The following is a 26126-nucleotide window of genomic DNA, read 5'->3' on the forward strand; positions in this document are numbered from 1 at the left end:
TTATTTATTATTGGACAATTTGTCCTTGTAGTAGTTATACATTTCTTTTTGAGAATGAAATATTTCCTTTCCTTTTATTGGACGATAACAATTAGAACTCTCTTGAGTAATCATTCGGGTTTTATAGTTACCGTTCCATCCTATATTGAAGGTATCTATTAGTTCTTGCCTAATCTCAGGATCGTAAATTGGACAGGTAACCTCCACTCTTTCATCTAGATTTCTAGTCATAAAATCGGCCGATGATATAAAAATATCTGGATTGCCTTGATTTCCAAAAATATAGATACGAGAATGTTCTAAAAACCTATCTACAATGCTGATTACTTCGATATTTTCACTCATTCCCACTACACCGGGAATTAAGGAACAAATTCCTCGTACAATTAATTGAACTTTCACACCTGCATTACTAGCTTGATATAACTTATCAATTAATTTAAGGTCGGACAAGCTATTCATTTTCAATCGAATATATGCTTGCTTACCTTGATTGGCATGTAAAATTTCCCTATCTATTAATTTATTAAAACTCTTTCTTGTATAATGAGGTGAAACTAGTAAATGCTTATATTTCAATACTCTATAATTCACCTGTAAAAAGTCAAAAACCTTAGAGACATCTTTTAATATACCACTATCGGCCGTTAATAGGGTTACATCGGTATACACCTTAGCGGTACTTTCATTGAAGTTTCCTGTAGATATGAAACCATACCTTTTTACCTTCTTATGCTCTAATCGCTCTATAACGCAAATTTTACTGTGTACCTTTAGACCCTTTACTCCAAAAATTAACTGCACACCTTCACTTTGCATTAATTCAGAATAATAAATATTACTGGCCTCGTCAAATCTAGCTTGTAATTCGATTTGTGCGATAACTTTCTTTCCGTTTTTAACTGCATTAATTAAAGAACTAATAATTTGGGAGTTTTTCGCAAGTCGATATAAGGTTATTTTTATAGATAATACTTGCGGATCTAACGCAGCTTCACGTAAAAAACGAACCAAATAAGCAAAACTTTGATAAGGAGTAGAAACTAAATAGTCTTTCTTTTGCAATTGCTGCAAGATACTATCTTCTAAACTCAAACCAGGAACTGCTAAAGGAACTAAAGCAGGATAAACAAGATCACTTCTACCCATATTAGGGAACTTCATATAGTCCCTTCTATTGTGGTATCTACCGCCTGGAATAATACTGTCGTTTAATTCAATCTCAATATTTTCCAATAAAAAACGAAGCGTATCTAATTCCATCTCTGTATCATATACAAAGCGAACTACAGATCCTTCTCTTCTATCTTTTACTCCACTAGAAATTTTCTCTATAAAACTCTTGTGTAAATCGGTGTCAAAATCTAACTCGGCATCCCTTGTTACTTTAAGCATATGAGCTGCTTCAGCTTTATAATCGAAAATATTAAAGATAGAATCTAAATTAAAACGAATAATATCATCTAGCATTATGATATACTTCTTGCCCTCTTTACCTGGTAATTCGACAAAGCGATTAATGGTATTTGGTATTTCGATAATCGCATACATAATAGGTGGAAGAAGTTTCTTATTTTTACCTGTAGCATGCTTTTTTACCAAATTCTTATCTAAAAGTAATTTAACCACTAAATAACCGTGTGTATCCCTTAAAAGAGGGAATTCAGCTAGGTTACTCAGTATAATTGTCACTAAATCAGGAGACACCACATGCAAGAAGAAATCCTTGACAAATGCCTGTTGTTCCTCATTTATTTCTTTCTCATTGACAATGAAGATGTTTTCCTGCTCTAATTTTGATTCTACTTCATGTAAAATACGCAAGCTCTCATTTTGCAATTCGATTACCCTTTTAGTGATATCGGATAATAGGTCAATAACCACCATACCACTACCTAAACGTCTATTGCTTTCCCCACTTAATGTCATTCGACGAATGGTGGCATAACGAACCCTAAAAAATTCATCTAAATTATTGGAAAAAATACCAATAAAACGCAAACGTTCTAATAAAGGAACCGTAGAATCGGCAGCTTCCTGCAGAACCCTTTCATTGAAAGACAGCCAGCTTTTTTCTCTATCTATATATGTAAACTTAGGTGTTTTGTTGCTCATTATTATTTATATCTCTTGGAAATATGGTTAATTCTATAGTCCCATTTTCTATGTCTTCCCAGTTATCGGTATCGAAATCTATAATTACAACACCACAAGTTGGAATATTATTATAAAATAGGTTACCAAATTTATTAACAAATTTCGTTATAGCGTTATTATGTCCGAAAAGAATTAGCGTATCATGGCTATTTGGGCAACTTTTGATTGCTTTTTCCAAGACCTTAGACTCAAAAGTATATATTTCCGGCTTTAAAATAATACATTCTAAATTTAAGTCCATGTTTTGTCCGAAAATCACGGCTGTTTCTGTAGCTCTTTTTGCAATACTAGACCAAATAATATATTTATCAGGTAATTGATCGTTTAAAATAGTTGAGACTTTATGAGCATCCATAATTCCCCTTTTAGATAATGGGCGCTCTTTGTCAATCATAATGGTATCCCAAGAAGATTTAGCATGCCTTATCAAAACTAATTTTTTCATAATAAATAATTTTTGAGTGTGAGTTTTAAAAATTACTGAATTTTAGGTTGAATTTTTTGCACAGAATATATCTGTAGAACTAAATTTAAGAAAAAAAATCAAAATAAAGTATATTTTAACTTCTAAAATAAAACCTTTACTTTTGACTATTATTTATAATACAATATAATGAGGAAATACTCTATTGAATTCAAATGGGCAGCCATAGCAACTCTATCGGCTTTAATATGGATGTTTATAGTGAAATACATGGGCTTTCACCACGAAGATAAGATACGTTACGTGGTTGGTTTTGATGTATTATTTAATCTAGTCTTGATCCTAATTTATTATTTAGGTATCCGACAAAAGAAATACGAGTACTATCAAGGAGTAATTACTTGGCAAAAAGCATTCTTTAGTGGGCTTGTAATGTGTATAATGATTACATTCTTCTTTCCAATCATACAATACATTACATTTAATCAGGTGACCCCTGATTTTATGTCGACTTTACGTACGGCTTTACAAAGTCAAACTAACATGCCTTTAGAGGAAACCATAAAAAACTCTTCCTTTGATTTATTCTTAAGAAATGGAGTAACCAATAATTTATCTTTTGGTGTAGTTATTGTTGCTATTATTTCTTACTTCATCCAAACAAAGGATTCGGCAAGCCTTCAAAACTCTGCTTCTAAAAAACCAGAAGTAGTTAAAGTAAAAAAGAACAAAAAAAGAAACAAAAAATAGATTGACATATGAATATTAATAACATTCCCTTAATAAAAAATACAGAGGCAGATAATTTTTTCTTATTAGCTGGACCATGTGCCATAGAATCAGAAGAAATGGCAATGCGTATTTGTGAAAAATTGGTACAAGTAACCGATGACTTAAAAATCCCTTTTATTTTTAAAGGTTCCTTTAAAAAAGCTAACCGCTCTAGAATTGACAGCTTCACTGGTATTGGAGATGAGAAAGCACTTAAAATTCTACAAAAAGTAGGAAAGGAGTTCGGCGTACCTACCGTGACAGACATACACGAGAATAGCGATGCTCAAATGGCAGCACAATATGTAGATATCTTACAAATTCCAGCCTTTTTAGTTCGTCAAACGGATTTAGTTGTAGCTGCTGCTAATACAGGTAAAATTGTAAACCTTAAAAAAGGACAATTTATGAGCCCTGCTAGTATGAAGCATGCTGTGCAAAAAGTACTAGATTGCAATAACCAAAATGTAATGGTAACCGATAGAGGAACTATGTTTGGATACCAAGATATGATTGTAGACTATCGTGGAATTCCAGAGATGCAAGAATTTGCTACTACTGTTTTAGATATTACTCACTCTTTACAACAACCTAACCAAAGTTCAGGAGTTACTGGTGGAAGACCTGATTTAATTGGAACAATTGCCAAAGCTGGTATAGCTGTTGGAGTAGATGGTCTATTCTTAGAGACACATTTCGATCCAGCCAATGCAAAAAGTGATGGAGCCAACATGCTACACTTAGACCATTTTGAAGATTTAATGAAGAATTTAGTTGCAATCCGTCAAACGATCAATAAATTTTAAAAAAAAATTTCTCCCGTACCGCAATTATAACCAAACAGTTAGTGTTACGGGAGAAAATAAAGTTAAAAAAAAATCAAGATAACCCTTGCACATTAGATAAACAGCGCTATATTTGCACCGTTGAAATCAACAAACAAGCCGAGTGCTTCAGGGGAGATACTCAAGCGGCCAACGAGGACGGACTGTAAATCCGTTGGGAAACCTTCGCAGGTTCGAATCCTGCTCTCCCCACAAAAAATGTTCTATAAAATTCTGACAATACTTAAATAAAATGCCACATGGGGAGATACTCAAGCGGCCAACGAGGACGGACTGTAAATCCGTTGGGAAACCTTCGCAGGTTCGAATCCTGCTCTCCCCACTACTCTTTTTAATAAGAGGGCATTTTATTTTAAACAATACCTATGGGGAGATACTCAAGCGGCCAACGAGGACGGACTGTAAATCCGTTGGGAAACCTTCGCAGGTTCGAATCCTGCTCTCCCCACTAATTGTTTAGAAGTTTAATTTAAGTATAATAAAAAAACCAATATGGGGAGATACTCAAGCGGCCAACGAGGACGGACTGTAAATCCGTTGGGAAACCTTCGCAGGTTCGAATCCTGCTCTCCCCACTTAGTTTTTTATAGAACAACAATACACTTTAAAAGGTAGCCGTACTGGGGAGATACTCAAGCGGCCAACGAGGACGGACTGTAAATCCGTTGGGAAACCTTCGCAGGTTCGAATCCTGCTCTCCCCACAAAAAGCTTTCTAATTTTATTAGGAAGCTTTTTTTTTAAGCATTATTTTTTATTTTATTAAAAACAGGTATGCTTTTTGCATCTAATCTATCCAAGAATCCAAAAGTAAAAAACACCAATAAGTCCACAGAAGTATACTTCTAAAAAAGAAGATTGTATTATTTTTTAGATTATTTTTACTCTACTGTTATCTAATGGTCTTTTTAAAATTATTATAACTTAAACATTTTCACATTATGAAAAAGAATTTTCTTTATAGCTTCATTTTAGTTGTTGCCTTATTTTTCTCAAGTAGCATTTTAGCTCAATCCGCTTCTCCAGTACATATTGGTATAAAAGCAGGTGCCAACTTTAATGAAATGTCCTCTTCTATCAAGGACTATAATAATAAATCTGCTACAGGATGGGGAGCTGGTGCTATGTTGCGTGTAAATATCAAAAGAACCTATTTACAGACAGAGTTAATGTACACGGAAAAGAATTTTAAATTCCAAGGAGAAAGAAGCCAAGAGACATCTACAATGAAGAATCTAGAAGTGCCACTTTTAATTGGATATAGATTTATCAAATTGCCTGCTTTACACTTACGCGGATTTGCAGGTGGAGTATATACCAATACAATTGGGGACAACTTTAAGACAAAAGATATCACAGGAGTATTTGATGATTTCAATAAAGACAACTTAGGATATAGAGTTGGTTTAGGGTTAGATATTTTAAGCTTTACTGTGGATGTAAGCTACGATGGAGGCTTTAAAAACGTATCTAAAGAAGCTAAAACCAAACCGCATGCTTGGATGGTATCTTTAGGGTACTTCTTTTTATAAGATATATTTTAAGATTAAACAAAAGAGTTGTTACTTTGTAGTAGCAACTTTTTTTGTTTGCTAGAGAAAAGAATTTTAATATAATTATTTTGCACCTTATGCAGAAGAACATCAATATACAAAATAAAAGAGCTAGGTTTGATTACGAAATAATTGATCGCTATACAGCCGGAATGGTTTTAACAGGTACTGAAATCAAATCTATTCGCTTAGGAAAGGCAAATATAGCAGAGAGTTTTTGTGAATTTCAAGGACACGAATTATTTGCTATCAATACTCAAATCGAAGAATATGCTCAAAGTAGACACTTTAACCACAAAGCAAAAACCGAAAGAAAACTTCTTTTAAACAAAAAAGAGTTAAAGAAGCTTTTAAAAGACGTTCAAAACAAAGGTTTAACTATTGTGCCTTTACGCCTTTTTTTAAATGAAAGAGGTTTAGCTAAACTTGAAATAGCTTTATGTAGAGGAAAGAAAAACTACGACAAGAGAGAAACGATGAAAGAAAGGGATACGCAAAGAGATCTAGATAGGCTTAAAAAAGCTTTTTAAAGATAGATCTTCCTTCTTTAATCCAAAGATTCATTTCATATAAAAGCAGCCCGCAAAATGCGGGCTGCTTTTATATACGACCTATATGGGGATTCTCACCTCTTGTTTTAAGTACAATAAAAAAATTCGCAATAGATAGTTACCTATTGCGAACTTGAAAAACAACAGCTGTACTGCAAATTTTTAGTTTTTATCTTTAAGCATTGGAACAAATTTGAACTCCCCGTGTTCAAATCTTTCAAACTCTATTTCATTTTTGCGCACCAATTCAATCATAGTTTGACTATCTTCTCCTAAAGGAATAATAAGCCTACCTCCTATTTTTAACTGCCCCATTAGAGCTTGAGGTATATTAGGAGCGCCAGCAGTGACAATAATGGAATCAAAAGGCGCATAAGAAGGCAATCCTTTATACCCATCAGCATAAGTAAGTAGTTTAGGTCTAATCCCTAATAAGGGCAATAATTGACTCGTTTTACGATATAACTCATGTTGCCTCTCAATACTGTATACATTAGCACCCATTGCCACTAATACAGCAGTTTGGTAACCACTACCGGTGCCAATTTCTAATATTTTCTGCGACTTCTTAACTTGTAACAATTGACTTTGAAAGGCTACTGTAAAGGGTTGAGAAATAGTTTGATCTGCACCAATAGGGAAAGCTTTATCTTGATAAGCAAAGTTTTCAAAACTAGAATCTAAAAAAAGATGTCGTGGCACCCTTCTTATGGCATTTAAAACCTCTTGATCATAAATTCCTTTTTGCTCAAGAAGCTGAACTAATTGATTTCTAAGTCCCTGATGTTTTACAGTATCCCTCACTGGCATGAAAATTGGTTAAAACACAAAAATACACAATTAATTCTATATAAAAACCACTCTACGGACACTATTGGTCTCCTAGAGAAAATGCGATAATATGTTATACAAACCCGCATTGTAGTTCCGAACTACCACACATAGCCCCATACAGTAATATATATAAATGTTGCAATTGCAAAACAAAACAACAGCTCTAAAACATCCAATTACTTCAAAGAGAAAAAGAAACTTGCCACCTAGAGGCTATAATGTAGGTCTTATTGGCATTTTTAAGACTTTAGCCTGAATATTTATCCCCTATAAGCAACCCAATTTATAAATAAGTTATATTTTTGTTGTAAATATATTTTATATGCTTAGAGTTGGTGTATTGGGAGCAGGCCATTTAGGTAAGATCCATTTGCGTTTGCTTAACCAATCTGAAAAATACGATTTAGTTGGGTTCTATGACCCTTTTGAAGATAATGCTAATAAAGTAGCACAAGAATTTGGCTATAAAAAGTTCGATTCTATTACAGACTTAATTAATGCAGTAGATGTAGTGGACATTGTCACTCCTACTCTATCCCACTTTGATTGTGCCAAGCAAGCAATTCAGGCTGGAAAACATGTTTTTTTAGAAAAACCTATTACTACTACAGTTGAAGAGGCAGAAGAATTAATTTCTCTTAGCCAAAAGCACAACGTTAAAGGACAAGTTGGCCACGTAGAAAGGTTTAACCCTGCTTTTCAAGCAATTGTGTCAAAAATTGAAAATCCAATGTTTATTGAGACACATAGACTAGCAGAGTTTAATCCAAGAGGAACAGATGTTCCAGTGGTATTAGATTTAATGATTCACGACTTAGACGCTATCTTAAGTGTGGTAAAATCACCTGTGAAAAAAGTGAGCGCTAGTGGTGTAGCTATTTTAAGCGAATCCCCAGATATTGCAAATGCCAGAATTGAATTCGAAAACGGATGCGTGGCTAATGTAACTTCTTCCCGTATTTCAATGAAGAACATGAGAAAAACACGCTTTTTCCAAAAAGATGCTTATATCTCTGTTGACTACTTAGAGAAAACCTGTGAGGTTGTAAAAATGAAAGAAGCTCCTGAAGTACCTGGAGACTTTGATTTAATTTTACAAAATGCAGAAGGGGTAAAAAAACAAATTTATTACGATAATCCTCAAGTAAAACAAAATAATGCTATTTTAGACGAGCTAGAAACTTTCCACGATGCAATTATAGGAAACTATGATCCTGTAGTGACTTTGCAAGATGGAACAAAAGCTTTACGCCTAGCCTACCAAATAATTGAAGCATTTGACCAATAAAAAAATTAACTAACTAAAAACAAAAATGAAAAATATTGCAGTTATCGGAGCTGGAACTATGGGTAATGGAATCGCTCATACTTTCGCCCAAAAAGGTTACACAGTTTTATTAATAGATATTAATGAAAAATCGATCGAAAGAGGAATGGCTACTATAGTTAAAAACCTAGATCGTATGATTGCCAAAGGAACCATCACAGAAATGGACAAAAAGGCTACTTTGGAAAATATTATTACCTATACTGAAATTAAAGACGGTGTAGTTAACGCTGACTTAGTAATTGAGGCTGCTACAGAAAATGTTGCTCTTAAGCTTAATATTTTTAAGGAATTAAGCCAAGTTTGCTCAGAGGATATTATTTTAGCTTCTAACACTTCATCTATTTCTATTACACAAATCGCTTCTGTGGTTAAAAACCCAGAAAGAGTAATCGGAATGCATTTTATGAACCCAGTGCCTATTATGAAGCTTGTTGAGATTATCCGTGGATATAACACTTCTGATAAAGTAACTAAAGCTATTATGGATCTTTCATTAGCTTTGGATAAAACACCTACAGAGGTAAACGATTACCCTGGGTTTGTAGCCAACCGCATTTTAATGCCAATGATTAACGAAGCTATAGAGACACTTTACAATGGTGTTGCTGGAGTAGAAGAAATTGATACAGTAATGAAATTTGGGATGGCTCATCCAATGGGACCATTACAATTAGCTGACTTTATTGGTTTAGATGTATGTCTATCTATTTTAAATGTAATGTATGATGGATTTAAAAATCCAAAATATGCGCCTTGTCCATTATTAGTGAACATGGTAATGGCAGGAAAACTAGGAGTTAAATCTGGTGAAGGTTTTTATGACTACTCCGAAAGTAAAAAAGCTGAAAAAGTTGCAGCAATGTTTAGTAATAAATAAAATAATATAAAGTAAAGACAACTGGTTTAGGCCAGTTGTCTTTATGATTTTGACTCCATAATAATGGCGAAAATAATACCATTTCAGGGTTTACGCCCTACAAAAGATAAAGTTAGCCTTGTTAGCTGTAGATCCTTTGAGGATTATTCAGCTGTAGAATTAGCCTATCTATTGGATTTTAATCCTTTTTCTTTTTTACATGTTTTAAATCCAGCATATGTTAACCCACAAAAGGTAACAAGTGATAAGAGGTTTAAAATGGTCTCGGCTAAACTCAATGACTTTAAAAAGGAAGGCATTCTACTAAAAGAAGATAAACCTATCTTTTACGTATATCAAATAAAAACAAAATCCTGTCAATTTACGGGAATTATCGCTGGTTGTTCTTTAGAAGACTACAAGGAAGATATCATTAAAAAACACGAAGATACTTTAGAATATAGAGTAGAATTATTTAAAGAATATTTAGACTTTGGAAAATTTAATACAGAGCCTGTATTAATGATGTATCCAGATAGAGAATCTGTAAATAATTGGCTAAGTGAACAAAAAGAGAACCTACCTATTTATGACTTTACTACTGTAACAAGAGAAAGACATACTATTTGGAAGGTAGAAAACCAACAGCAGATTGACTGGCTATGTAAGGAGTTCGAACAAGTTAACCAAATGTATATAGCAGATGGACATCACCGATTTGCATCGGCTGATTTACTTCACCAACAAGACCCTACTAATAGCAAAGGATTAAAAAACTCTGTAATGACTTTTTTAATTGCAGAAAGTAATATAAAAATTTATGAGTTTAATCGTATTATACACGATTTAAACAATCATACGAAAGAAGAGTTTTTGGCACTTTTAGAGGAGAAGTTTTTTGTAGTAAACAAAGAACAACAACTTTGGAAGCCTACCAAAAAAATGGAATTTGGAATGTATCTTGATGGGGACTTTTATTCTTTGCGTTTAAAAGAAGTAAAACAAACCCAAGATATCCTACAACAATTAGACGCTCAAATCTTATACGATGAAGTACTTCATCCTATATTAGGTTTGGATGATCTAAGAAATGACGCAAGAATTGATTATGTTCCAGGGAATCAATCCATTGTTGCAATAAAAGAAGTGGTTGATCAAGGAGAATATGAAGTTGGTTTTATGCTTTACCCTACCAATGTAGAGGAAATCAAAAAAGTAGCGGATAACAATTTGATTATGCCACCTAAGAGTACCTATATTGAGCCAAAATTCATGAATGGTCTATTTATTTACGAAATTTAAAGATATAAAGGATGAATGTTGTTGAGAATTTAAATAAAATAAAAAGTGAATTACCACAAAATGTAACTTTAGTTGCAGTTTCTAAAACCAAGCCAAACGAGTTAATTTTAGAAGCTTATCAAGGTGGTCAACGTATTTTCGGGGAAAATAAAATCCAAGAAATGACACAAAAATACGAGGACTTACCCAAAGATATTCAGTGGCATATGATTGGTCATGTGCAGCGAAATAAAGTAAAGTACATGGCTAGCTTTGTTAGTTTGATACACGGCGTGGATAGCTTTCGTTTATTGAAAGAAATCAACAAACAAGCCAAGGCAAACAATAGAGTAATACCTTGTTTGTTACAAATGTTTATTGCAAGTGAAGACACTAAATTTGGTTTAGATAAAGCAGAGCTTTTTGAAATTCTTGATTCCCAGGAATTCAAAGAAATGGAAAACATACAAATTAAAGGGTTAATGGGTATGGCTAGCTTTACTCAAGATACGGCTCAAGTGCGCAAAGAATTTGAGAATTTACATACCATTTTTGAGCAAACAAAAGAGCAATATACTAACCAACACAATATAAGTTTAGATACATTATCTATGGGAATGAGTAATGATTTTGCTTTAGCTATAGAATGTGGTAGCAATATGGTACGCATTGGAAGTAGCATTTTTGGTAATCGAAATTATTAATTAATATTTTACACTATTGTACGCAATTTTAGATATAGAGACTACAGGAGGTCAATATAACCAAGAGGGAATTACAGAAATCGCCATCTATAAATTTGACGGAGAAAAAGTCGTTGATCAATTTATTAGCTTGGTTAATCCAGAAATCGACATCCAACCCTTTGTTGTGAAACTAACGGGAATAAATAATGCTATGTTGCGTTTGGCTCCTAAGTTTTATGAGGTAGCTAAGCGAATTCTAGAAATTACAGAGGGCTGTATTATAGTAGCACATAATTCGGAGTTTGACTATAGGGTTATTCGAACAGAGTTTAGACGCTTAGGTTTTGATTTCCAAAGAAATACATTATGTACAGTGGAGCTTTCTCAAAAACTTTTACCAGATATGCCCTCGTATTCTTTAGGTAAATTAGTGCGTTCCTTAGGTATTCCTATAGCTGATAGACATAGAGCAAGTGGAGATGCCTTAGCTACAGTAAAGTTATTTCAACTCCTTTTATCTAAAGATGCTCAAAAGCAAATCTTAACTTCTTTAATAAAAACGGATATCAAAGGTGGATTGAGTCCAAAATTTTTAGATATCATTGATACCCTACCTACTCAAGTTGGTATTTTTTATATACACGATGAGAATGGTAATATCATCTATATTGGCAAGAGTAGAAACATTAGAAAAAAAGTGCAACAACACTTCTCTAATAACTCTATTTTGGATAAAAAGATCCAACAACTTACTTACACCGTAACTTTTGAAAAAACAGGTAATGAATTAATTGCTTTATTAAAACAAGCAGAAGAAATTGCTATTAATAAGCCCATTTTCAATAAAAATAGTAAGAAAACTGTTTTAGCCTACTCTTTGTATTTAAAAACTAACTTAAAAGGATACTTCTATTTTAGTATTGAAAAGACAGATGGAAGAAAGAAAAATGTAATGGCATTTACAAGTAGTTCAGAGGCTAAGAAATTTATTGAAAAGATAACTTCTGAGAAAGAATTTGACTTCTATACAGAATGTTTATATGAAAAGAAATCCAAAAAAGTAACCTCAGAGAATTTCAGCGATGATTTTACTGTGGATTTCGTAGAATATAATCAAAAAATCCAAGAAATACTCGCTCCTTTCCAAATCGATAAAGGAGTTTGTTTAATTAGTAGTAAAGGTCGTAAATTAGAGGAAAAAAGTGGCGTGATTATACAAAATGGTAAAGTAAGTGGTTATTGCTACTACGATTTAAACTACCAAATCACTTCATTGGAAAGACTACAAAGTATTTTAGTGCCAATTTCATTTCATAGAAACAATAGAAATATCGTACTAAACTACTTGAACAAGAAAATAGGATACAAAATAATTCGCTTTTAATACCAGGTAGATTGAGAAAGAAACTGAAAAATAAATGGGATATACTTAAGCAAAAGATATATATTATCATCTATGGCTCCAATACTATTGCGGGCAAATTATTTGATGTGGCACTCTTAGGAGTTATTCTTTTGAGTGTTTTCTTAGTTATGCTAGAATCGGTTCAAAGTGTGGATATGAAGCATCACACCGCTTTGAAGTTTCTAGAATGGGTAATTACAGTGTTTTTTACCATAGAATATGTTTTGCGTATTATTTCCAATAAAAAACCTTTAAATTATATTTTTAGTTTTTACGGTATTGTAGACTTTGTCTCTATTTTACCTATGTATTTATCCTTTTTCATTGCTGATGTACAAATACTTACCGTAGTAAGAGCGTTGCGTTTACTGCGTTTATTCCAGATTCTAAATCTTGTTCCTTATATAGGACAAGAGTCTCACTTAAAACTAGCCATAAAAGCAAGTAGAACAAAAATTATCGTTTTTGTATACTTTATACTTGTTATGTCTATTATTTTGGGAGCTCTTATGTATGTAATAGAAGGTAAAGAAAATGGTTTTACCAATATTCCTCGTAGTATCTATTGGTGTATTGTTACCTTAACTACAGTTGGGTATGGAGATATTGCTCCTCAAACTATTCAAGGACAAATGATTGCCTCTTTAATTATGATTATGGGATATGGAATCATTGCTGTTCCAACAGGTATAGTAACGGCGGAATTTTCCAATATTAAACGCAATCGACTAGATGCAAGAAATAGAAGAAACTGTCCTTCATGTACCACTACAATTTATGATGACGACGCTAATTATTGCTATAATTGCGGACAAAAATTAACAGATGTATACAAAAAATAATAATTACCTGATTGTAGTAATTGGTCCTACTGCAATTGGTAAAACTGCTTTAGCAATTGACATAGCTAAACACTTTAAGTGTGAAATAGTTTCCTGTGATAGCAGACAATTTTATAAAGAAATGCGCATTGGTACTGCCGTACCAAGCCCAGAGGAGTTATCCCAGGCTCCACACCATTTTATTCAAAACAAATCCATAGATCAAAGCTATAGCGTTGGTGATTTCGAAAGAGAAGCTTTAGAAACCTTAGAAGTACTTTTTAAGAAAAACCCTATTCAAGTAATGGTTGGAGGATCAGGATTATATGTAAATGCTGTCCTAGAAGGATTGGATGATTTTCCAGATATAGATCCAAGTATCCGAGAAAGTCTTAATCAAGAACTTATAGACAAAGGTTTGCCTTTTTTACAAGAGAAACTAAAGCAATTAGATCCTATTCACTACCAAAAAGTAGCCTTAGATAATCCCCAAAGAGTAATACGCGCTTTAGAGATATGTTTGGGGACTAATCAGCCCTACTCTAGCTTTTTGAATAAAAAACAAGGTAAGAGAAACTTCACCCCTATTATTATTGGTTTAAGTGCAGACAGACAAATTATGTATGATCGCATAAATCTACGTGTGGATAAAATGATGCAAGAGGGCTTATTAAAAGAAGCCAGTGACTTATTTGAATACAGGTCTAATAACGCTTTACAAACAGTGGGATACAGAGAGATTTTTAATTTTCTTGAGGGACAATGCGATTTGAATAAAGCAATTGAGGATATTAAAACCAATACTAGGCGTTTTGCAAAACGTCAAATTACCTGGTTTAAGCGAACACCAGAGGTACATTGGTTTGATTATCAAACTCCAAAAAACCAAATTTTCACAACTATTGAAGAATCCCTAAAATAAAACTATGCCCATTTGTGCTAACTTCGAATCCATTTATATAGAAAACTTTACAGTTGATTATTTTGACTGTCAACCTAATGGCCAAATAAAACTAGTTGATCTTTGTAGATTAATGCAAATAGCCTCTTCCAATCATGCCGTATCGGGGGGAATTAGTTATTGGGATTTACAAAAGAGTAAACAAGCTTGGGTTTTAAATAAGTTTAGGCTTGAAATCAAAGACTTACCTCATTGGCAAGAGCAAATATGTATTCATACCTGGATAGAACGCTTAGAAGGCTTCCGTTCCATTCGTAACTTTGCAGTTTACGCCCAAGATAAACTTATCGCAAGTGCTAGTTCGTTGTGGGTGATTATCAATACAGTTACAAGAAGACCTGAGGTAATGCAATTAGGTCATGAACATTTCGAAAAATTTCCGGATAAAAAAGCCATAGAAGGTCAATTTACCCGATTTAATAAACAACAAGATTTACAATCACTACAAAAAGATACTGTAAAGTACTCTGATTTAGACATGTTAGATCACGTTACTAACACTAAATACCTAGAATGGATCATCAATGCCTTACACCAAAATGATATGGCCTTAAATACCACTAAAGTAGTGGATATGATTTTTCATAAGGAGCTCTTGTTTAAAGAACCTTATTCTATTGATAGAAATACTTTTGACCATCCTAATCATTATCTGATTCAAGATAGTCAAAACAATGTAAACTTTCAGTGTATTATTGAATAAGGCCTCTACATAATATAAAAGAGCATAATACTTAACCGACTATCAGTTTTACAAAATGCCTATTTATTTCTTTGCAATAAAAAGGTAGCTAAAATGAGTTAGATTTCCTGTTTTATGCTCTAAAAAACTATATTCTTCTAATAAATTCTCTCCTGGTAAAATGCCATAAGAGAATTCGCTAAATAAAGCTTTTGTCTTTGCTAATTTATGGCGTCCAAACAAATCAAAGAAAGAAGTATATAATACTATTTTCTGCCCATTATCTTTTATAATGCACAAAAGGTTCTTTTGCCCATTATCACTTATAAATAGCTGATCCCCTACCCTTTCCACTATATAGGTATCCCTTTGGTTGTCTGAACGCACTATAGTTAAATAGTTTTGATCTACGACCAAGCTTTTTATAAGATACTGATCTACTACAAAATCCAAATCTACAGCAGATGCCTCAAGGGGTAAAATGCTATCTTGTTCAATTGTAAAGTAATCAATAACTACATAGGAATCAAAGTAAAACTCTTTAAGGGTTGGTATCTCCTTCTTAATTGAAGGTTTATTGGATGTTTCTATAGCAGATTGCTCTTGCTCTAGTTTATTTTGCTGACAGCCCACAAAAAAAACACTAGCCAATACAAGCATACAAAAACAAATATATTTTATCATCTTCTGTTCTAATTAACAAGGGTAAAGTTATCAAAAAAAGAGAAGCCATTAAAATTTATACGTCCATTTTACAAGGCTTTCCAAGGATTTATAACAATTTCACTCCTTTTTAGATGATTTTTTTATTTCTATGCTTAAACCTAAGGCCAACTTAACTTATGAAATAAAAAATGCAGAAGTAAATAAGTTTACTTCTGCATTTTATTAAGTGTATAAAACTAGTGTAATACTACATCACGAACATTGGTTTTTCAGCCATCATTTCGTTGATTTGTTCTTTTACTTGAGCTACAACTTCTTCATTGTCTTTGTTCATAAGTACTTTGTCGATTAACTCAACAATTACTTCCATATCTTCTTCTTTAAGACCTCTTGTTGTAATAGCCGGAGTTCCGATACGGATTCCTGAAGTAACAAATGGAGATTTATCATCAAAAGGAACCATGTTTTTATTCACTGTAATTTCAGCAAGTCCTAAAGCCTCTTCTGCTTGTTTACCAGAAATTCCTTTGTTTCTTAAGTCAATTAACATCATGTGGTTATCTGTACCTCCAGAGATAATATCATATCCTCTTTTTACAAAAGCTTCAGCCATTGCTTTAGCGTTCTTTTGAACTTGTAAAGTATAATGGAAGAACTCATCTGTTAATGCCTCTCCAAAAGCTACTGCTTTAGCAGCGATAATATGCATTAAAGGTCCTCCTTGGTTTCCAGGGAAAACAGAGCTATCTAATAAAGAAGACATCATTCTTGTTTCTCCTTTAGGAGTTTTAATTCCAAATGGGTTAGGGAAATCTTTCCCCATCATAATCATTCCTCCACGTGGTCCTCTTAAAGTTTTATGTGTAGTAGTAGTAATGATATGACAGTGAGGAACTGGGTCATTTAATAAACCTTTTGCAATAAGCCCTGCAGGGTGAGAAATATCTGCCATTAATAATGCACCAACGCTATCAGCAATCTCTCTAAAACGTTTAAAATCGATATCTCTAGAGAAAGCAGAAGCACCAGCAATAATCATTTTTGGTTGCTCTTTAGTAGCGATTTCTTGGATTTTATCGTAGTTTAATAGTCCTGTTTCTTTCTCTACTCCGTAGAATACTGGATTGTAAAGTTTTCCAGAGAAGTTTACTGGTGAACCATGTGTTAAGTGTCCTCCGTGAGATAAATCAAAACCTAAAATTTTATCACCTGGTTTTAAGCATGTAGCATAAACAGCTGTATTAGCTTGTGAACCTGAGTGAGGTTGAACGTTTACGTACTCTGCTCCGAATAAAGCTTTTGCACGATCAATAGCGATTTGCTCTACAACGTCTACTACTTCACATCCACCGTAATATCTTTTATTTGGATACCCCTCAGCATATTTATTAGTTAAACAAGAACCCGCAGCTTCCATTGTCTCATCACTAACAAAGTTTTCCGATGCGATTAATTCAATACCATGAATTTGTCTATCTTGCTCATCAAGAATAAGTTCAAAAATTTCTGTGTCTTTTCTCATTATTTAATGTGTTTTTCTTTTAATTAAAACCAAATGTACAAAAAACGTTTGTTATATTCCTGCTTAATTATATATTTGGTAGTATTAACACACTAAATAAAAAAATTATGATAATTAGCGCAAATGATCCTACTAGGAAATCTTGGTTGAATTACGCGAAAGACTGTGATTTTTCAATTCAAAATATTCCATTTGGGGTTTTTATCACAAAAGATGACGTAATAACCATAGGTACTCGTATAGGAAATTATGCCATAGACTTAAGTGCCTTACAGATGTTGGGTTACTTTAAAGGCATTGATTTAACAGATGATGTATTTTTACAAGACACTTTGAACGATTTTATTTCTAGTGGAAAAAAAACTTGGAGAACAGTACGCAATGCGGTTGCAGATATCTTTGACATTAACAATCCTACCTTACAAAACAATACAAAACACAGAGAAGCAATTGTTTTTAACATAGATGAAGTAGAAATGCAACTACCTGTGTTTATTGGAGATTATACAGACTTTTATTCCAGTAAAGAACACGCCACTAACGTAGGTAGAATGTTTAGAGACCCTGAGAATGCTCTACTACCCAATTGGTTGCACATTCCTGTGGGATACCATGGAAGAAGTTCAAGTGTTATTCCAAGTGGAGTAAATATTAAACGCCCAATAGGACAAACATTACCCAAAGATGCAAAAACACCAGTTTTCGGACCTTCAATGCGAATTGACTTTGAATTAGAAACTGCCTTTATTACTGCTGATGCCAATAATTTTGGAGAACGCATTACTGTGGATAATGCTCAAGATCATATTTTTGGTATGGTTTTATTAAACGATTGGAGTGCTAGAGATATTCAAACATGGGAATATGTACCTTTAGGTCCATTCTTATCAAAAAACTTTGCTACAGCAATTTCTCCTTGGGTAGTTACTTTAGATGCACTAGAACCCTTTAGAGTAGCTAGTCCAAAACAAGAGCCTACTCCCTTGGAATACTTACAACAAAGTACAGATAATGCCTTTGACATTCACCTAGAAGTATACTTAACTCCAAAGGACAAAGAAGATAACCTAATTGCACAAAGTAATTTCAAATACTTATACTGGACCATGAACCAGCAATTAGCCCATCATACCATTAATGGTTGTCCAATAAATTCTGGAGATTTAATGGGCTCAGGAACCATTTCAGGGAGTGAACCATCTAGTTATGGCTCGTTATTAGAATTAACTTGGGCTGGAACTAAGCCCTTAGAATTAAAAGGTGGAATCACAAGAACCTTTATTCAAGATTATGACACCATCACTTTTAAAGGATATTGTCAAAACGATCAAGTAAGAGTTGGCTTTGGCCAAGTAAGCAATATGCTTCTACCTTGTGATCCGTTTAAAAAATAAGATTAAAACACTTATATAAAAAAAGCCCCAAACTGTATAAAATATACATTTTGGGGCTTATTTTTATTCCGATATCTTTAAGATTCTCAAAAAATAAACATACTAATTTCAAAACTTCTCATTTTACCTGAGTAGCTTTTGCAATTGTATCGGTTTCACTAGTGGAACTCGCATCTATTATTGTCTTAGTTTGTAAAAGTAGAGAATCAATACTGACTTGTTTGTCAAACATGGGAGTTAAAATATGCTGCTCTAACTCAACAGGAGGTTGTTTACAACTCAATGTAATAATACCTAATCCCAAAGAAAAAAAAACATTTTTTAATCTAATTTTCATGATAGATAATCTTTTAAATAGCTTAGTAAAAATAGTTTATTAAAGCATATAAACAAAAAAAAATACATTTAAATTACTATTAATATATTTATCATTATTCTCGCAAATATATAAGAGTAATATATATTGTTTAAATCAAAATCATAAAAACAGAATCATCTTTAAAGAAAACCTAAACCTTGTATTAGTTTTGTGTTTAAACATATAATAACTACATAGAGCTAATTTAAAAAAGATCAGCTACTATTATTTTAAAGTCCATTTGTTGCTATTGCCCTTGGCAAATTCCTTATCTATAAAAACCTTTAAAGAAGACTGCTTGTAAAACTTTGCCTATCCAAAGTAGCTGCGATCTCTTAATTTAGGGTAAAAACCCATACTATAAAGCTCTGTTTTAACTTTGGCTAGACATTATTTTTACACTTAGCATAAAGTTTATTTTCTTACTAAAGCTATATTTAATTTATCCTGTGCATTTGGATATATCCTAACTACTTCCCTATTCTAAGAGGTAGTAGTAGTAGTAGTAGTAGTAGTATACTTATGAGCACTATATACTAGACTATTTCTAATTAACTACTTAATATAATGTATTGAAATGTAACTTAAGTTACAGTAAGTACCCTTTTATCCACCTACATTTGTCTTAACACAAAAGGAGAAAGTCTAGATAAAGACAATCTGATCTAAAAAATTAAAAAGATAGGATGTTGTGCTAGAAACACTAGCCTTCGTTAATTGCCAACACCTGTTAGGTTTAAAAATATAGTTTTCCAATAATGGACTTACTAGTTTAAACTTTAAAAAAAGAGACTAATTTCAGTCTCTTTTTTTTATATACATGTAAAGGATACTTGTTTTTTTTGTAATTTAGGGTAACTACAACCTTTAAAGCAAAAAAAAATGAAAAAAATACTTTTATGCGCTACTCTATTAAGTGCAATACCCAGTTTTTCCCATTTACCAATGCTAGATGCTAAAGTCTCTACCTTAATGCAAACAAATAAAGGTAAAGTACTCAAAGCTCACTATAGTAATAAGGATTTAACCTCAGCCCAAAGCCAAGTAGAATTAGAACTTTTACTAAAGGAATTAATTACCTATGTGCTAGAACAAAAAGACCAAGAAGATTTTCAAAGTGTATTCTTTTCTTTGCAGGTCAATCCCCAAGAAAAGGAATTTATAATAAAGGAAATAGAGTTTTACAACGACAACTCTTTCGCTGTTGGATTAACCAAGATTTTTGAGAGTAGTTCTAATGCTAAAAATCAAATAGATTGTGATGGAATAACTATTTCTGCAAACCAAAGTGATGTACAAGAAGATTTGTCTAAATCTACCCTGCTTGCAAATGAAATCATGGAGATTTTACACTCCGATGACTTTAAGACAAATAAGCGAATTGTCTCAAGTATAGATATAACTTACCAAAACATACAGTAATTGGGCACTTACTCAATTACTGTATGTTTTTTTTTTAGATCCTAAGTAATAGTTTTTCTACTTGCCCAGGATCTATACCTTCATGGGAGTTATTATATACTACTTCTCCTTTATAGATAATTAAAATCTGAGGAGATTCGTGTTCTATACCAAACATTTGAGCTATGCCTTGAGATTCTTCTCTATTAGCCACTACATCTACCATATAACAATTGGTATGGGTAGGATTTGTAAATACGCGTTCAAAATTTTTTAAAGCAAATTTACTGATATAGCAACGTGGTGAATTTTTAAAGATTATAACCGCTTTTTGCTCTGAAAACGAAATAAGCTCATCGATTTGCTGGTTGTGTTTTATAAAAATCCAATTCATATGACAATTCTTAAATAAAATTCATTAATAAAAAGCTAAAATAAGCCATTATGTCTTATTAAACTAAATAATTAACATAAAAAATGGACAAAATGTCTTACATTTAACTATGGAATATTATTTGTATAACTATTATTAACCAAAAAAAACAAGAAAATGAATTTAAATAATTTTACCATAAAATCACAAGAGGCCTTACAACGTGCCCAAGTGATTGTCCAAGGTCTCGGACAACAGCAAATTGAGAATGAACACATTTTCAAAGCAATAATGGAAGTAGATGAGAATGTTACTCCATTTATATTAAAGAAATTAAACATTAATATAGAAACCTTTAAAAGTGTTTTAGAGGCAACTATACAAAGTTTTCCAAAAGTTTCAGGAGGACAAATTACTCTTTCTAGGGAAGCTACCAGTACAATGAATCAAGCTCAAGCTATTGCTCTTGAGATGAAAGATGAATTTGTATCTATTGAGCACCTTATTTTAGCTATTTTCCAATCCAAATGTAAAGTAGCTCAAATTTTAAAAGATCAAGGAGTTAGTCTTAGCAATTTACAAGCAGCCATCCAAGAAATCAGAAATGGAGAAAGAGTTACCTCTGCCTCTGCAGAAGACACTTATAATTCATTAAATAAATATGCTAATAACTTAACTAAACTTGCTAATGAAGGAAAGTTAGATCCAGTTATTGGTAGAGATGAAGAAATCAGACGAGTACTTCAGATCTTAAGTAGAAGAACAAAAAATAACCCAATGTTAATTGGAGAGCCAGGAGTTGGTAAAACAGCTATTGCAGAAGGGTTAGCACATCGTATTGTGCAACATGACGTTCCAGAAAACTTAAAAGACAAACAGATTTTTGCCTTAGACATGGGAGCTTTAATTGCTGGGGCTAAATATAAAGGTGAATTTGAAGAAAGATTAAAGTCAGTAGTAAAAGAGGTTACCTCAGCAGAGGGAAATATTATTCTTTTTATTGATGAAATACATACCCTAGTAGGTGCTGGTGGTGGAGATGGAGCAATGGATGCTGCCAATATCTTAAAGCCTGCTTTAGCTAGAGGAGAACTTCGCTCTATTGGAGCTACAACTTTAGATGAATACCAAAAATATTTTGAAAAAGATAAAGCCCTAGAAAGACGTTTCCAAAAGGTAATTGTTGACGAACCAGATACAGAGAGTGCTATTTCAATTTTAAGAGGTATTAAAGAAAAGTATGAAGCCCATCATAAAGTAAGAATTAAAGATGAGGCGATTCTTGCTGCGGTAAACTTATCGGAAAGATATATTACCAATCGTTATTTACCAGACAAAGCCATTGACTTAATGGATGAGGCTGCAGCTAAATTACGTATGGAAATCAACTCTAAACCTGAAGAACTAGATGTTTTAGACAGAAAGGTAATGCAGTTGGAAATTGAAATAGAAGCCATTAAGCGTGAAGATGATGAAGATAAGTTAAAATCTCTTGGCTTAGAACTTGCTAATTTAAAAGAAGAAAGAAACGATCTTTTTACCAAATGGCAAAGTGAAAAAGAGGTAGTAGACCGCGTTCAAAACATTAAACAAGAAATTGAACAGTATAAAGCCGAGGCAGAAAAAGCCGAAAGAGAGGGAGATTATGGTAAAGTAGCCGAGCTGCGTTACGGTAAAATCAAAGATTCTCAAGAAGCACTAGTAGAAGCCCAAGAAGCTTTAGACCAAAGTAATAATGGTACCTCTTTAATTAAAGAAGAAGTAACTAGTGAGGATATTGCTGAAGTTGTAGCAAAATGGACAGGAGTTCCTGTAACTAAAATGCTACAAGGAGAAAGAGAAAAACTACTTCATTTAGAGGATGAATTACACAAAAAGGTAGTTGGTCAACACGAGGCTATTCAAGCCATAAGTGATGCGGTACGAAGAAGTAGAGCTGGTTTACAAGATCCTAAAAAACCAATTGGTTCCTTCTTATTTTTAGGAACTACAGGTGTGGGGAAAACCGAATTAGCCAAAGCCCTAGCCTCTTATCTATTTGACGATGAAAACGCAATGACTCGTATTGATATGAGTGAATATAGCGAGCGCCATAGTGTAAGTAGATTAGTTGGAGCGCCTCCGGGATACGTAGGTTATGATGAAGGTGGACAATTGACAGAATCAGTAAGAAGAAAACCATATTCTGTGGTCCTATTGGATGAGATCGAAAAGGCTCACCCAGATACCTTCAATATTCTGTTACAAGTACTAGATGAAGGACGTTTAACAGATAATAAAGGAAGGTTAGCTGATTTTAAAAACACTATCATTATTATGACCTCCAATATAGGTAGTCATATTATCCAAGAAAAGTTCGAAGATACTCTAGATGTTGAAACAGCTGCAGAAGAAGCTAAAATAGAGGTTCTTAATGTCTTAAAACAAAGCGTAAGACCAGAGTTCTTAAACCGTATTGATGAGGTAGTGATGTTTACTCCTTTAAACAAAGACAACATTTTACAAATAGTTGATTTACAATTAAAAGGTGTAATAAATATGTTAAAGTCACAAAACATCATTATGGAAGCAACCATTGAGGCTAAAGAGTTCTTAGCCGATAAGGGTTATGAGCCTGAATTTGGAGCTAGACCAGTTAAAAGGGTAGTTCAAAAAGAAGTGCTTAATAAATTATCTAAAGAGATTTTAGCTGGGAATGTAAAATCCGACAGTATCATCTTACTAGATGCCTTTAACAATGAGTTAGTTTTTAGAAATCATAGTGAATAAAAAAACAAATGGGATTAGAGTAGTTCTAATCCCATTTTGCTATTGTCTACTCTTTAGCTTGGGTATTTAACCTAGCTCTAAGTAACAGTATATAATATTAACATCTAATTTAAGATAAGTTTTGGAAGTCAAAAAAAACATCTATCTTAGATTAAAATAAAAACATCTATTATGAATCACGTCATATTATACTCAGGTAGTGAAATTATGGTTTTAGCAGTAAAAGAAATTTTAGAGCAAAACAATATACCTTATATCATTCGCAACGATATTGAATCTTCTATTACAGCAGGTTTTGTCTCAGCAGATAATGCTGTTAATGTTCTAGTAGAGCAAAAGGATGCTCAGCGTGCTGAACAACTTTTAATAGATAATAAAATCAGAGAATAATATTTAGAAGTTCCAGTAAAAAAAAAGCATCGCTTTGTTTAACTAACATAGCGATGCTTTTTTTTTAATCTAATTGTTTATCAATAATTTTCTGGAAATAATCTTGAATAAATGCTTTGGTATTTAATTCCAGTTCTTGCATTTGAGGATTTTTCTGTCCAATTAAATTATTTTCTAAACCTTTGTCATCAATGTGGTAAAAACCAGTTACTTCTTTACCGTTAAAACGACATATGTAATCTCCTTGCTGAAAAGTATACTCATTAAAACTATAATTAATAGTAAATGGTTCTACAATGGTATCATTAATAAGGCTCCTACCCCAACTTCTAAATGTTTCTTGGTACCCTATTAAATCCAATACAGTAGGATAGATGTCTATTTGCTGAGCTAGACGTTTGTCTACCCCCTTTAAATCTTGACTTGGACTATAAATTAAGATAGGCACAGCAGTTCTATTTACAGGCTTTAAATACTCCGGATAATCCACCTGATTGGTATGATCTGCTGTTATAATGAAAATAGTATTTTTAAACCAAGGCTCATTTTGATTCTTTCTAAAAAATTCTTGAAGTGCAAAGTCCGTATACCCAATAGTTTGGTGAATCTGCTGATTTCCTTTATTGAATTTCCCCTGGTACTTTTGTGGTATATTAAAAGGTTCATGAGAAGAAACGGAGAATAGTGTAGCAAAGAATGGTTGCTTTTTCTCAGATAATTCATCGGCCATATATTGGAAGAAAGGTTCATCCCAAATCCCCCATGTTCCATCAAACTCACTTGGATTATTAAATTCATTTAGCCCATAGTAGTGATCAAAGCCTAAAATATTAGAAAACCCTAAAAAGCCCATAGATCCATTAGGTGCTCCATGGAAAAAAGAAGTATCATAGCCTTTGCTTTGTAATGTAGAAACTAGTGATTCTATTTTTTGCTTAGGAAAAGGCGAAGAAGTAAAAGCGTCTTTAAAAGAAGGTATACCTGCAATAACAGACGACATTCCATGAATAGACTTATAACCATTGGCAAATGCATTTGGGTATATCAAACTATTTTGAGCCAAAGAATCCACAAAAGGAGTATAACTTACAAAATTTTCAATGTTTTGATCTTCATTAAAAGCTCCTATATATTCTCTAGAGAAACTCTCCAAAATAAATAAAACAACATTTGGAGTACTTGGTTCATTGGTAGTATACTGCTTATAAGAGCTAATATGCTTTTGCAAATCCTCTTGCTCAAGGTAATCCACTTTCTTAAAACTAGTCTTACCTATGGTACGTAATATAGCAAAGGGTGTATTAAGGACAATATCCGCATGCTCAGGCTTTTGCACATGCCTATTTGCATCAATTATATTCAAAGGACGAGTAGTTTTTTTCAAATCCCCTCTTACCCCTGCTACAAATCCTATCATAACTCCTACAAAGATAACAAGACTACTAATCCAATAGGATTTTTTGTATTCTACTTTAATTACACGTGTAAATCGCACTTTTTTATAGAGGAAAACCCATAATACAGACAATCCTAAAAACCACAATAACACGTCATAATAAGCAGTGGTAAAATTCCAAAATAAAGTAACTTTATTGGTTTCGTGCTCTAAGCTATCCAAAACAGCAATAGTGGTTCTAGCATAGATAAAACGGTAGTAAATAAAGTCTATAAAGTTAGTGGCATAAGCCAAAAGATTAGGAATAAAATAAATCCAAAATAAGAATTTCTGGAAACCTTTTTTGGTTTGTACAAAAAAGGGAAGAATAGAAAGTAAGATAAATAAACTATTCACATAAAAGATAGCCATTCTATCAAAGGTAATTCCATGGTAAGCTAAGGTTAAAAACTCCCCTATGGAGTCTACTTGTAAAAGGTCGGCATTATATAGGTAAAATAATACCCTTGCGACAAAATAGAAGAAAAATGCTAAAAACAGCCTGTAAAAAAATACAAGCATTTCATTTAATCGGTAACGATTTGATAACATAATGTAGATTGGTTTATTTTTTAGAATGTACAAATTTAGTTAAAACTTTAGACTAATACATTTTTTAATGCTCTATAGTTTATATAGATTATTTTTCATATTTTGCATAA

The 26126-nt window shown here is 32.9% G+C and carries 24 protein-coding genes and 5 tRNA genes; 21 read left to right on the forward strand and 8 right to left on the reverse strand.

Translation table 11 applies throughout. The features are described from left to right. Together ppk1 and ACYSNM_RS03940 are read right to left on the reverse strand one after the other, a co-directional pair. Positions 1-2115 carry a polyphosphate kinase 1 gene (gene ppk1 / locus ACYSNM_RS03935; protein ID WP_461755709.1) on the reverse strand — a complete coding sequence of 705 codons (2115 nt, stop codon included), beginning with the start codon at positions 2113-2115 and terminating at the stop codon, positions 1-3. Beyond that, the gene (locus ACYSNM_RS03940; protein WP_461755710.1) at positions 2096-2602 is read right to left on the reverse strand and encodes a SixA phosphatase family protein; all 507 of its coding nucleotides are present in this window, start codon (positions 2600-2602) and stop codon (positions 2096-2098) included. Before ACYSNM_RS03940 ends, ppk1 begins: the two co-directional genes overlap by 20 nt. Positions 2603-2770: 168 nt before the next feature. On the opposite strand from ACYSNM_RS03940, the gene ACYSNM_RS03945 reads away from it, so the two are divergent. From ACYSNM_RS03945 to smpB, 9 genes are all read left to right on the forward strand, one after another. Then, on the forward strand, positions 2771-3331 hold the full coding sequence (locus ACYSNM_RS03945; RefSeq protein WP_461755711.1) for a DUF4199 domain-containing protein: 561 nt from the start codon (positions 2771-2773) through the stop codon (positions 3329-3331). An 8-nt stretch (positions 3332-3339) separates the two neighbouring features. Then, complete coding sequence (kdsA, locus tag ACYSNM_RS03950; protein ID WP_461755712.1) at positions 3340-4158, forward strand: 3-deoxy-8-phosphooctulonate synthase; 819 nt, start codon at positions 3340-3342, stop codon at positions 4156-4158. A gap of 150 nt (positions 4159-4308) precedes the next feature. Then, positions 4309-4389, forward strand: a tRNA-Tyr gene (locus ACYSNM_RS03955). 49 nt (positions 4390-4438) lie between these two features. Beyond that, positions 4439-4519, forward strand: a tRNA-Tyr gene (locus ACYSNM_RS03960). Positions 4520-4564: 45 nt separating this feature from the next. Continuing rightward, positions 4565-4645: transfer RNA gene (locus ACYSNM_RS03965), tRNA-Tyr, on the forward strand. Positions 4646-4691: 46 nt separating this feature from the next. Continuing rightward, a tRNA-Tyr gene (locus tag ACYSNM_RS03970) sits at positions 4692-4772 on the forward strand. A gap of 47 nt (positions 4773-4819) precedes the next feature. Next, positions 4820-4900: transfer RNA gene (locus ACYSNM_RS03975), tRNA-Tyr, on the forward strand. A 237-nt stretch (positions 4901-5137) separates the two neighbouring features. Further along, positions 5138-5728: a porin family protein gene (locus ACYSNM_RS03980; RefSeq protein ID WP_461755713.1), complete on the forward strand. Its 591-nt coding sequence runs from the start codon at positions 5138-5140 to the stop codon at positions 5726-5728. A gap of 98 nt (positions 5729-5826) precedes the next feature. Further along, positions 5827-6279: an SsrA-binding protein SmpB gene (smpB, locus tag ACYSNM_RS03985; protein ID WP_461754591.1), complete on the forward strand. Its 453-nt coding sequence runs from the start codon at positions 5827-5829 to the stop codon at positions 6277-6279. A 183-nt stretch (positions 6280-6462) separates the two neighbouring features. On the opposite strand, the gene ACYSNM_RS03990 is transcribed toward smpB, so the two are convergent. Continuing rightward, entirely contained in the window at positions 6463-7104 is a 642-nt protein-coding gene (locus tag ACYSNM_RS03990) for a protein-L-isoaspartate(D-aspartate) O-methyltransferase (RefSeq protein ID WP_461755815.1), read from the reverse strand. Positions 7105-7456: 352 nt separating this feature from the next. On the opposite strand from ACYSNM_RS03990, the gene ACYSNM_RS03995 reads away from it, so the two are divergent. The 8 genes from ACYSNM_RS03995 to ACYSNM_RS04030 all read left to right on the forward strand — a co-directional run bounded on the left by ACYSNM_RS03995 (position 7457) and on the right by ACYSNM_RS04030 (position 15177). Beyond that, positions 7457-8422, forward strand: a complete 966-nt coding sequence (locus ACYSNM_RS03995; protein WP_461755714.1) for a Gfo/Idh/MocA family oxidoreductase — start codon at positions 7457-7459, stop codon at positions 8420-8422. Between the two features lie 25 nt (positions 8423-8447). After that, entirely contained in the window at positions 8448-9341 is an 894-nt protein-coding gene (locus tag ACYSNM_RS04000) for a 3-hydroxyacyl-CoA dehydrogenase family protein (protein ID WP_461755715.1), read from the forward strand. A gap of 63 nt (positions 9342-9404) precedes the next feature. After that, complete coding sequence (locus tag ACYSNM_RS04005; RefSeq protein ID WP_461755716.1) at positions 9405-10622, forward strand: DUF1015 domain-containing protein; 1218 nt, start codon at positions 9405-9407, stop codon at positions 10620-10622. Between the two features lie 11 nt (positions 10623-10633). After that, the gene (locus tag ACYSNM_RS04010) at positions 10634-11305 is read left to right on the forward strand and encodes a YggS family pyridoxal phosphate-dependent enzyme (protein WP_461755717.1); all 672 of its coding nucleotides are present in this window, start codon (positions 10634-10636) and stop codon (positions 11303-11305) included. Between the two features lie 16 nt (positions 11306-11321). Further along, positions 11322-12671 (forward strand): exonuclease domain-containing protein, encoded by a 1350-nt coding sequence (locus ACYSNM_RS04015; protein WP_461755718.1) that lies wholly within the window; start codon positions 11322-11324, stop codon positions 12669-12671. 11 nt (positions 12672-12682) lie between these two features. Continuing rightward, positions 12683-13534 carry an ion transporter gene (locus ACYSNM_RS04020; RefSeq protein WP_461755719.1) on the forward strand — a complete coding sequence of 284 codons (852 nt, stop codon included), beginning with the start codon at positions 12683-12685 and terminating at the stop codon, positions 13532-13534. Beyond that, on the forward strand, positions 13518-14435 hold the full coding sequence (miaA, locus tag ACYSNM_RS04025) for a tRNA (adenosine(37)-N6)-dimethylallyltransferase MiaA (protein WP_461755720.1): 918 nt from the start codon (positions 13518-13520) through the stop codon (positions 14433-14435). Before ACYSNM_RS04020 ends, miaA begins: the two co-directional genes overlap by 17 nt. A gap of 4 nt (positions 14436-14439) precedes the next feature. Then, positions 14440-15177: an acyl-[acyl-carrier-protein] thioesterase gene (locus ACYSNM_RS04030; protein ID WP_461755721.1), complete on the forward strand. Its 738-nt coding sequence runs from the start codon at positions 14440-14442 to the stop codon at positions 15175-15177. A 63-nt stretch (positions 15178-15240) separates the two neighbouring features. Here ACYSNM_RS04030 and ACYSNM_RS04035 read toward each other — a convergent pair whose 3' ends face one another. Beyond that, on the reverse strand, positions 15241-15840 hold the full coding sequence (locus ACYSNM_RS04035; protein WP_461755722.1) for a hypothetical protein: 600 nt from the start codon (positions 15838-15840) through the stop codon (positions 15241-15243). Positions 15841-16069: 229 nt separating this feature from the next. After that, positions 16070-17344: a serine hydroxymethyltransferase gene (glyA, locus tag ACYSNM_RS04040; RefSeq protein ID WP_461755723.1), complete on the reverse strand. Its 1275-nt coding sequence runs from the start codon at positions 17342-17344 to the stop codon at positions 16070-16072. 107 nt (positions 17345-17451) lie between these two features. Between glyA and fahA the strand changes: the two genes are divergently transcribed. After that, positions 17452-18738, forward strand: a complete 1287-nt coding sequence (gene fahA / locus ACYSNM_RS04045) for a fumarylacetoacetase (protein WP_461755724.1) — start codon at positions 17452-17454, stop codon at positions 18736-18738. 118 nt (positions 18739-18856) lie between these two features. On the opposite strand, the gene ACYSNM_RS04050 is transcribed toward fahA, so the two are convergent. Next, positions 18857-19075, reverse strand: a complete 219-nt coding sequence (locus ACYSNM_RS04050; protein ID WP_461755725.1) for a hypothetical protein — start codon at positions 19073-19075, stop codon at positions 18857-18859. 903 nt (positions 19076-19978) lie between these two features. On the opposite strand from ACYSNM_RS04050, the gene ACYSNM_RS04055 reads away from it, so the two are divergent. Continuing rightward, positions 19979-20518 (forward strand): hypothetical protein, encoded by a 540-nt coding sequence (locus tag ACYSNM_RS04055; RefSeq protein WP_461755726.1) that lies wholly within the window; start codon positions 19979-19981, stop codon positions 20516-20518. Positions 20519-20552: 34 nt separating this feature from the next. On the opposite strand, the gene ytxJ is transcribed toward ACYSNM_RS04055, so the two are convergent. Continuing rightward, a complete protein-coding gene (gene ytxJ, locus ACYSNM_RS04060; protein WP_461755727.1) occupies positions 20553-20891 on the reverse strand; it encodes a bacillithiol system redox-active protein YtxJ in 339 nt (112 codons plus the stop codon). A 156-nt stretch (positions 20892-21047) separates the two neighbouring features. Between ytxJ and clpB the strand changes: the two genes are divergently transcribed. Continuing rightward, positions 21048-23639, forward strand: a complete 2592-nt coding sequence (clpB, locus tag ACYSNM_RS04065) for an ATP-dependent chaperone ClpB (protein WP_461755728.1) — start codon at positions 21048-21050, stop codon at positions 23637-23639. A 171-nt stretch (positions 23640-23810) separates the two neighbouring features. Further along, on the forward strand, positions 23811-24029 hold the full coding sequence (locus ACYSNM_RS04070) for a putative signal transducing protein (protein WP_461754144.1): 219 nt from the start codon (positions 23811-23813) through the stop codon (positions 24027-24029). 64 nt (positions 24030-24093) lie between these two features. Here the strand turns inward: ACYSNM_RS04070 and ACYSNM_RS04075 are convergent, their stop codons facing one another. Beyond that, a complete protein-coding gene (locus ACYSNM_RS04075; RefSeq protein ID WP_461755729.1) occupies positions 24094-26016 on the reverse strand; it encodes an LTA synthase family protein in 1923 nt (640 codons plus the stop codon). Between the last annotated feature and the right edge of the window lie 110 nt (positions 26017-26126).

It is taken from the genome of Myroides sp. LJL116, assembly GCF_054871685.1.

What these genes read in the sequence shown, in the direction of transcription:
- ppk1 (WP_461755709.1), bottom strand. Translation starts at nt 2,115, where the DNA reads ATGAGCAACAAAACACCTAAGTTTACATATATAGATAGAGAAAAAAGC.
- ACYSNM_RS03980 (WP_461755713.1), top strand. Translation starts at nt 5,138, where the DNA reads ATGAAAAAGAATTTTCTTTATAGCTTCATTTTAGTTGTTGCCTTATTT.
- ACYSNM_RS04070 (WP_461754144.1), top strand. Translation starts at nt 23,811, where the DNA reads ATGAATCACGTCATATTATACTCAGGTAGTGAAATTATGGTTTTAGCA.
- clpB (WP_461755728.1), top strand. Translation starts at nt 21,048, where the DNA reads ATGAATTTAAATAATTTTACCATAAAATCACAAGAGGCCTTACAACGT.
- ACYSNM_RS04035 (WP_461755722.1), bottom strand. Translation starts at nt 15,840, where the DNA reads ATGATAAAATATATTTGTTTTTGTATGCTTGTATTGGCTAGTGTTTTT.
- ACYSNM_RS03940 (WP_461755710.1), bottom strand. Translation starts at nt 2,602, where the DNA reads ATGAAAAAATTAGTTTTGATAAGGCATGCTAAATCTTCTTGGGATACC.
- fahA (WP_461755724.1), top strand. Translation starts at nt 17,452, where the DNA reads ATGATAATTAGCGCAAATGATCCTACTAGGAAATCTTGGTTGAATTAC.
- ACYSNM_RS04000 (WP_461755715.1), top strand. Translation starts at nt 8,448, where the DNA reads ATGAAAAATATTGCAGTTATCGGAGCTGGAACTATGGGTAATGGAATC.
- ACYSNM_RS03995 (WP_461755714.1), top strand. Translation starts at nt 7,457, where the DNA reads ATGCTTAGAGTTGGTGTATTGGGAGCAGGCCATTTAGGTAAGATCCAT.
- ACYSNM_RS03945 (WP_461755711.1), top strand. Translation starts at nt 2,771, where the DNA reads ATGAGGAAATACTCTATTGAATTCAAATGGGCAGCCATAGCAACTCTA.
- ACYSNM_RS04050 (WP_461755725.1), bottom strand. Translation starts at nt 19,075, where the DNA reads ATGAAAATTAGATTAAAAAATGTTTTTTTTTCTTTGGGATTAGGTATT.
- miaA (WP_461755720.1), top strand. Translation starts at nt 13,518, where the DNA reads ATGTATACAAAAAATAATAATTACCTGATTGTAGTAATTGGTCCTACT.
- glyA (WP_461755723.1), bottom strand. Translation starts at nt 17,344, where the DNA reads ATGAGAAAAGACACAGAAATTTTTGAACTTATTCTTGATGAGCAAGAT.
- ACYSNM_RS04010 (WP_461755717.1), top strand. Translation starts at nt 10,634, where the DNA reads ATGAATGTTGTTGAGAATTTAAATAAAATAAAAAGTGAATTACCACAA.
- ACYSNM_RS04030 (WP_461755721.1), top strand. Translation starts at nt 14,440, where the DNA reads ATGCCCATTTGTGCTAACTTCGAATCCATTTATATAGAAAACTTTACA.
- kdsA (WP_461755712.1), top strand. Translation starts at nt 3,340, where the DNA reads ATGAATATTAATAACATTCCCTTAATAAAAAATACAGAGGCAGATAAT.
- ACYSNM_RS04055 (WP_461755726.1), top strand. Translation starts at nt 19,979, where the DNA reads ATGAAAAAAATACTTTTATGCGCTACTCTATTAAGTGCAATACCCAGT.
- ACYSNM_RS04005 (WP_461755716.1), top strand. Translation starts at nt 9,405, where the DNA reads ATGGCGAAAATAATACCATTTCAGGGTTTACGCCCTACAAAAGATAAA.
- ACYSNM_RS04075 (WP_461755729.1), bottom strand. Translation starts at nt 26,016, where the DNA reads ATGTTATCAAATCGTTACCGATTAAATGAAATGCTTGTATTTTTTTAC.
- smpB (WP_461754591.1), top strand. Translation starts at nt 5,827, where the DNA reads ATGCAGAAGAACATCAATATACAAAATAAAAGAGCTAGGTTTGATTAC.
- ytxJ (WP_461755727.1), bottom strand. Translation starts at nt 20,891, where the DNA reads ATGAATTGGATTTTTATAAAACACAACCAGCAAATCGATGAGCTTATT.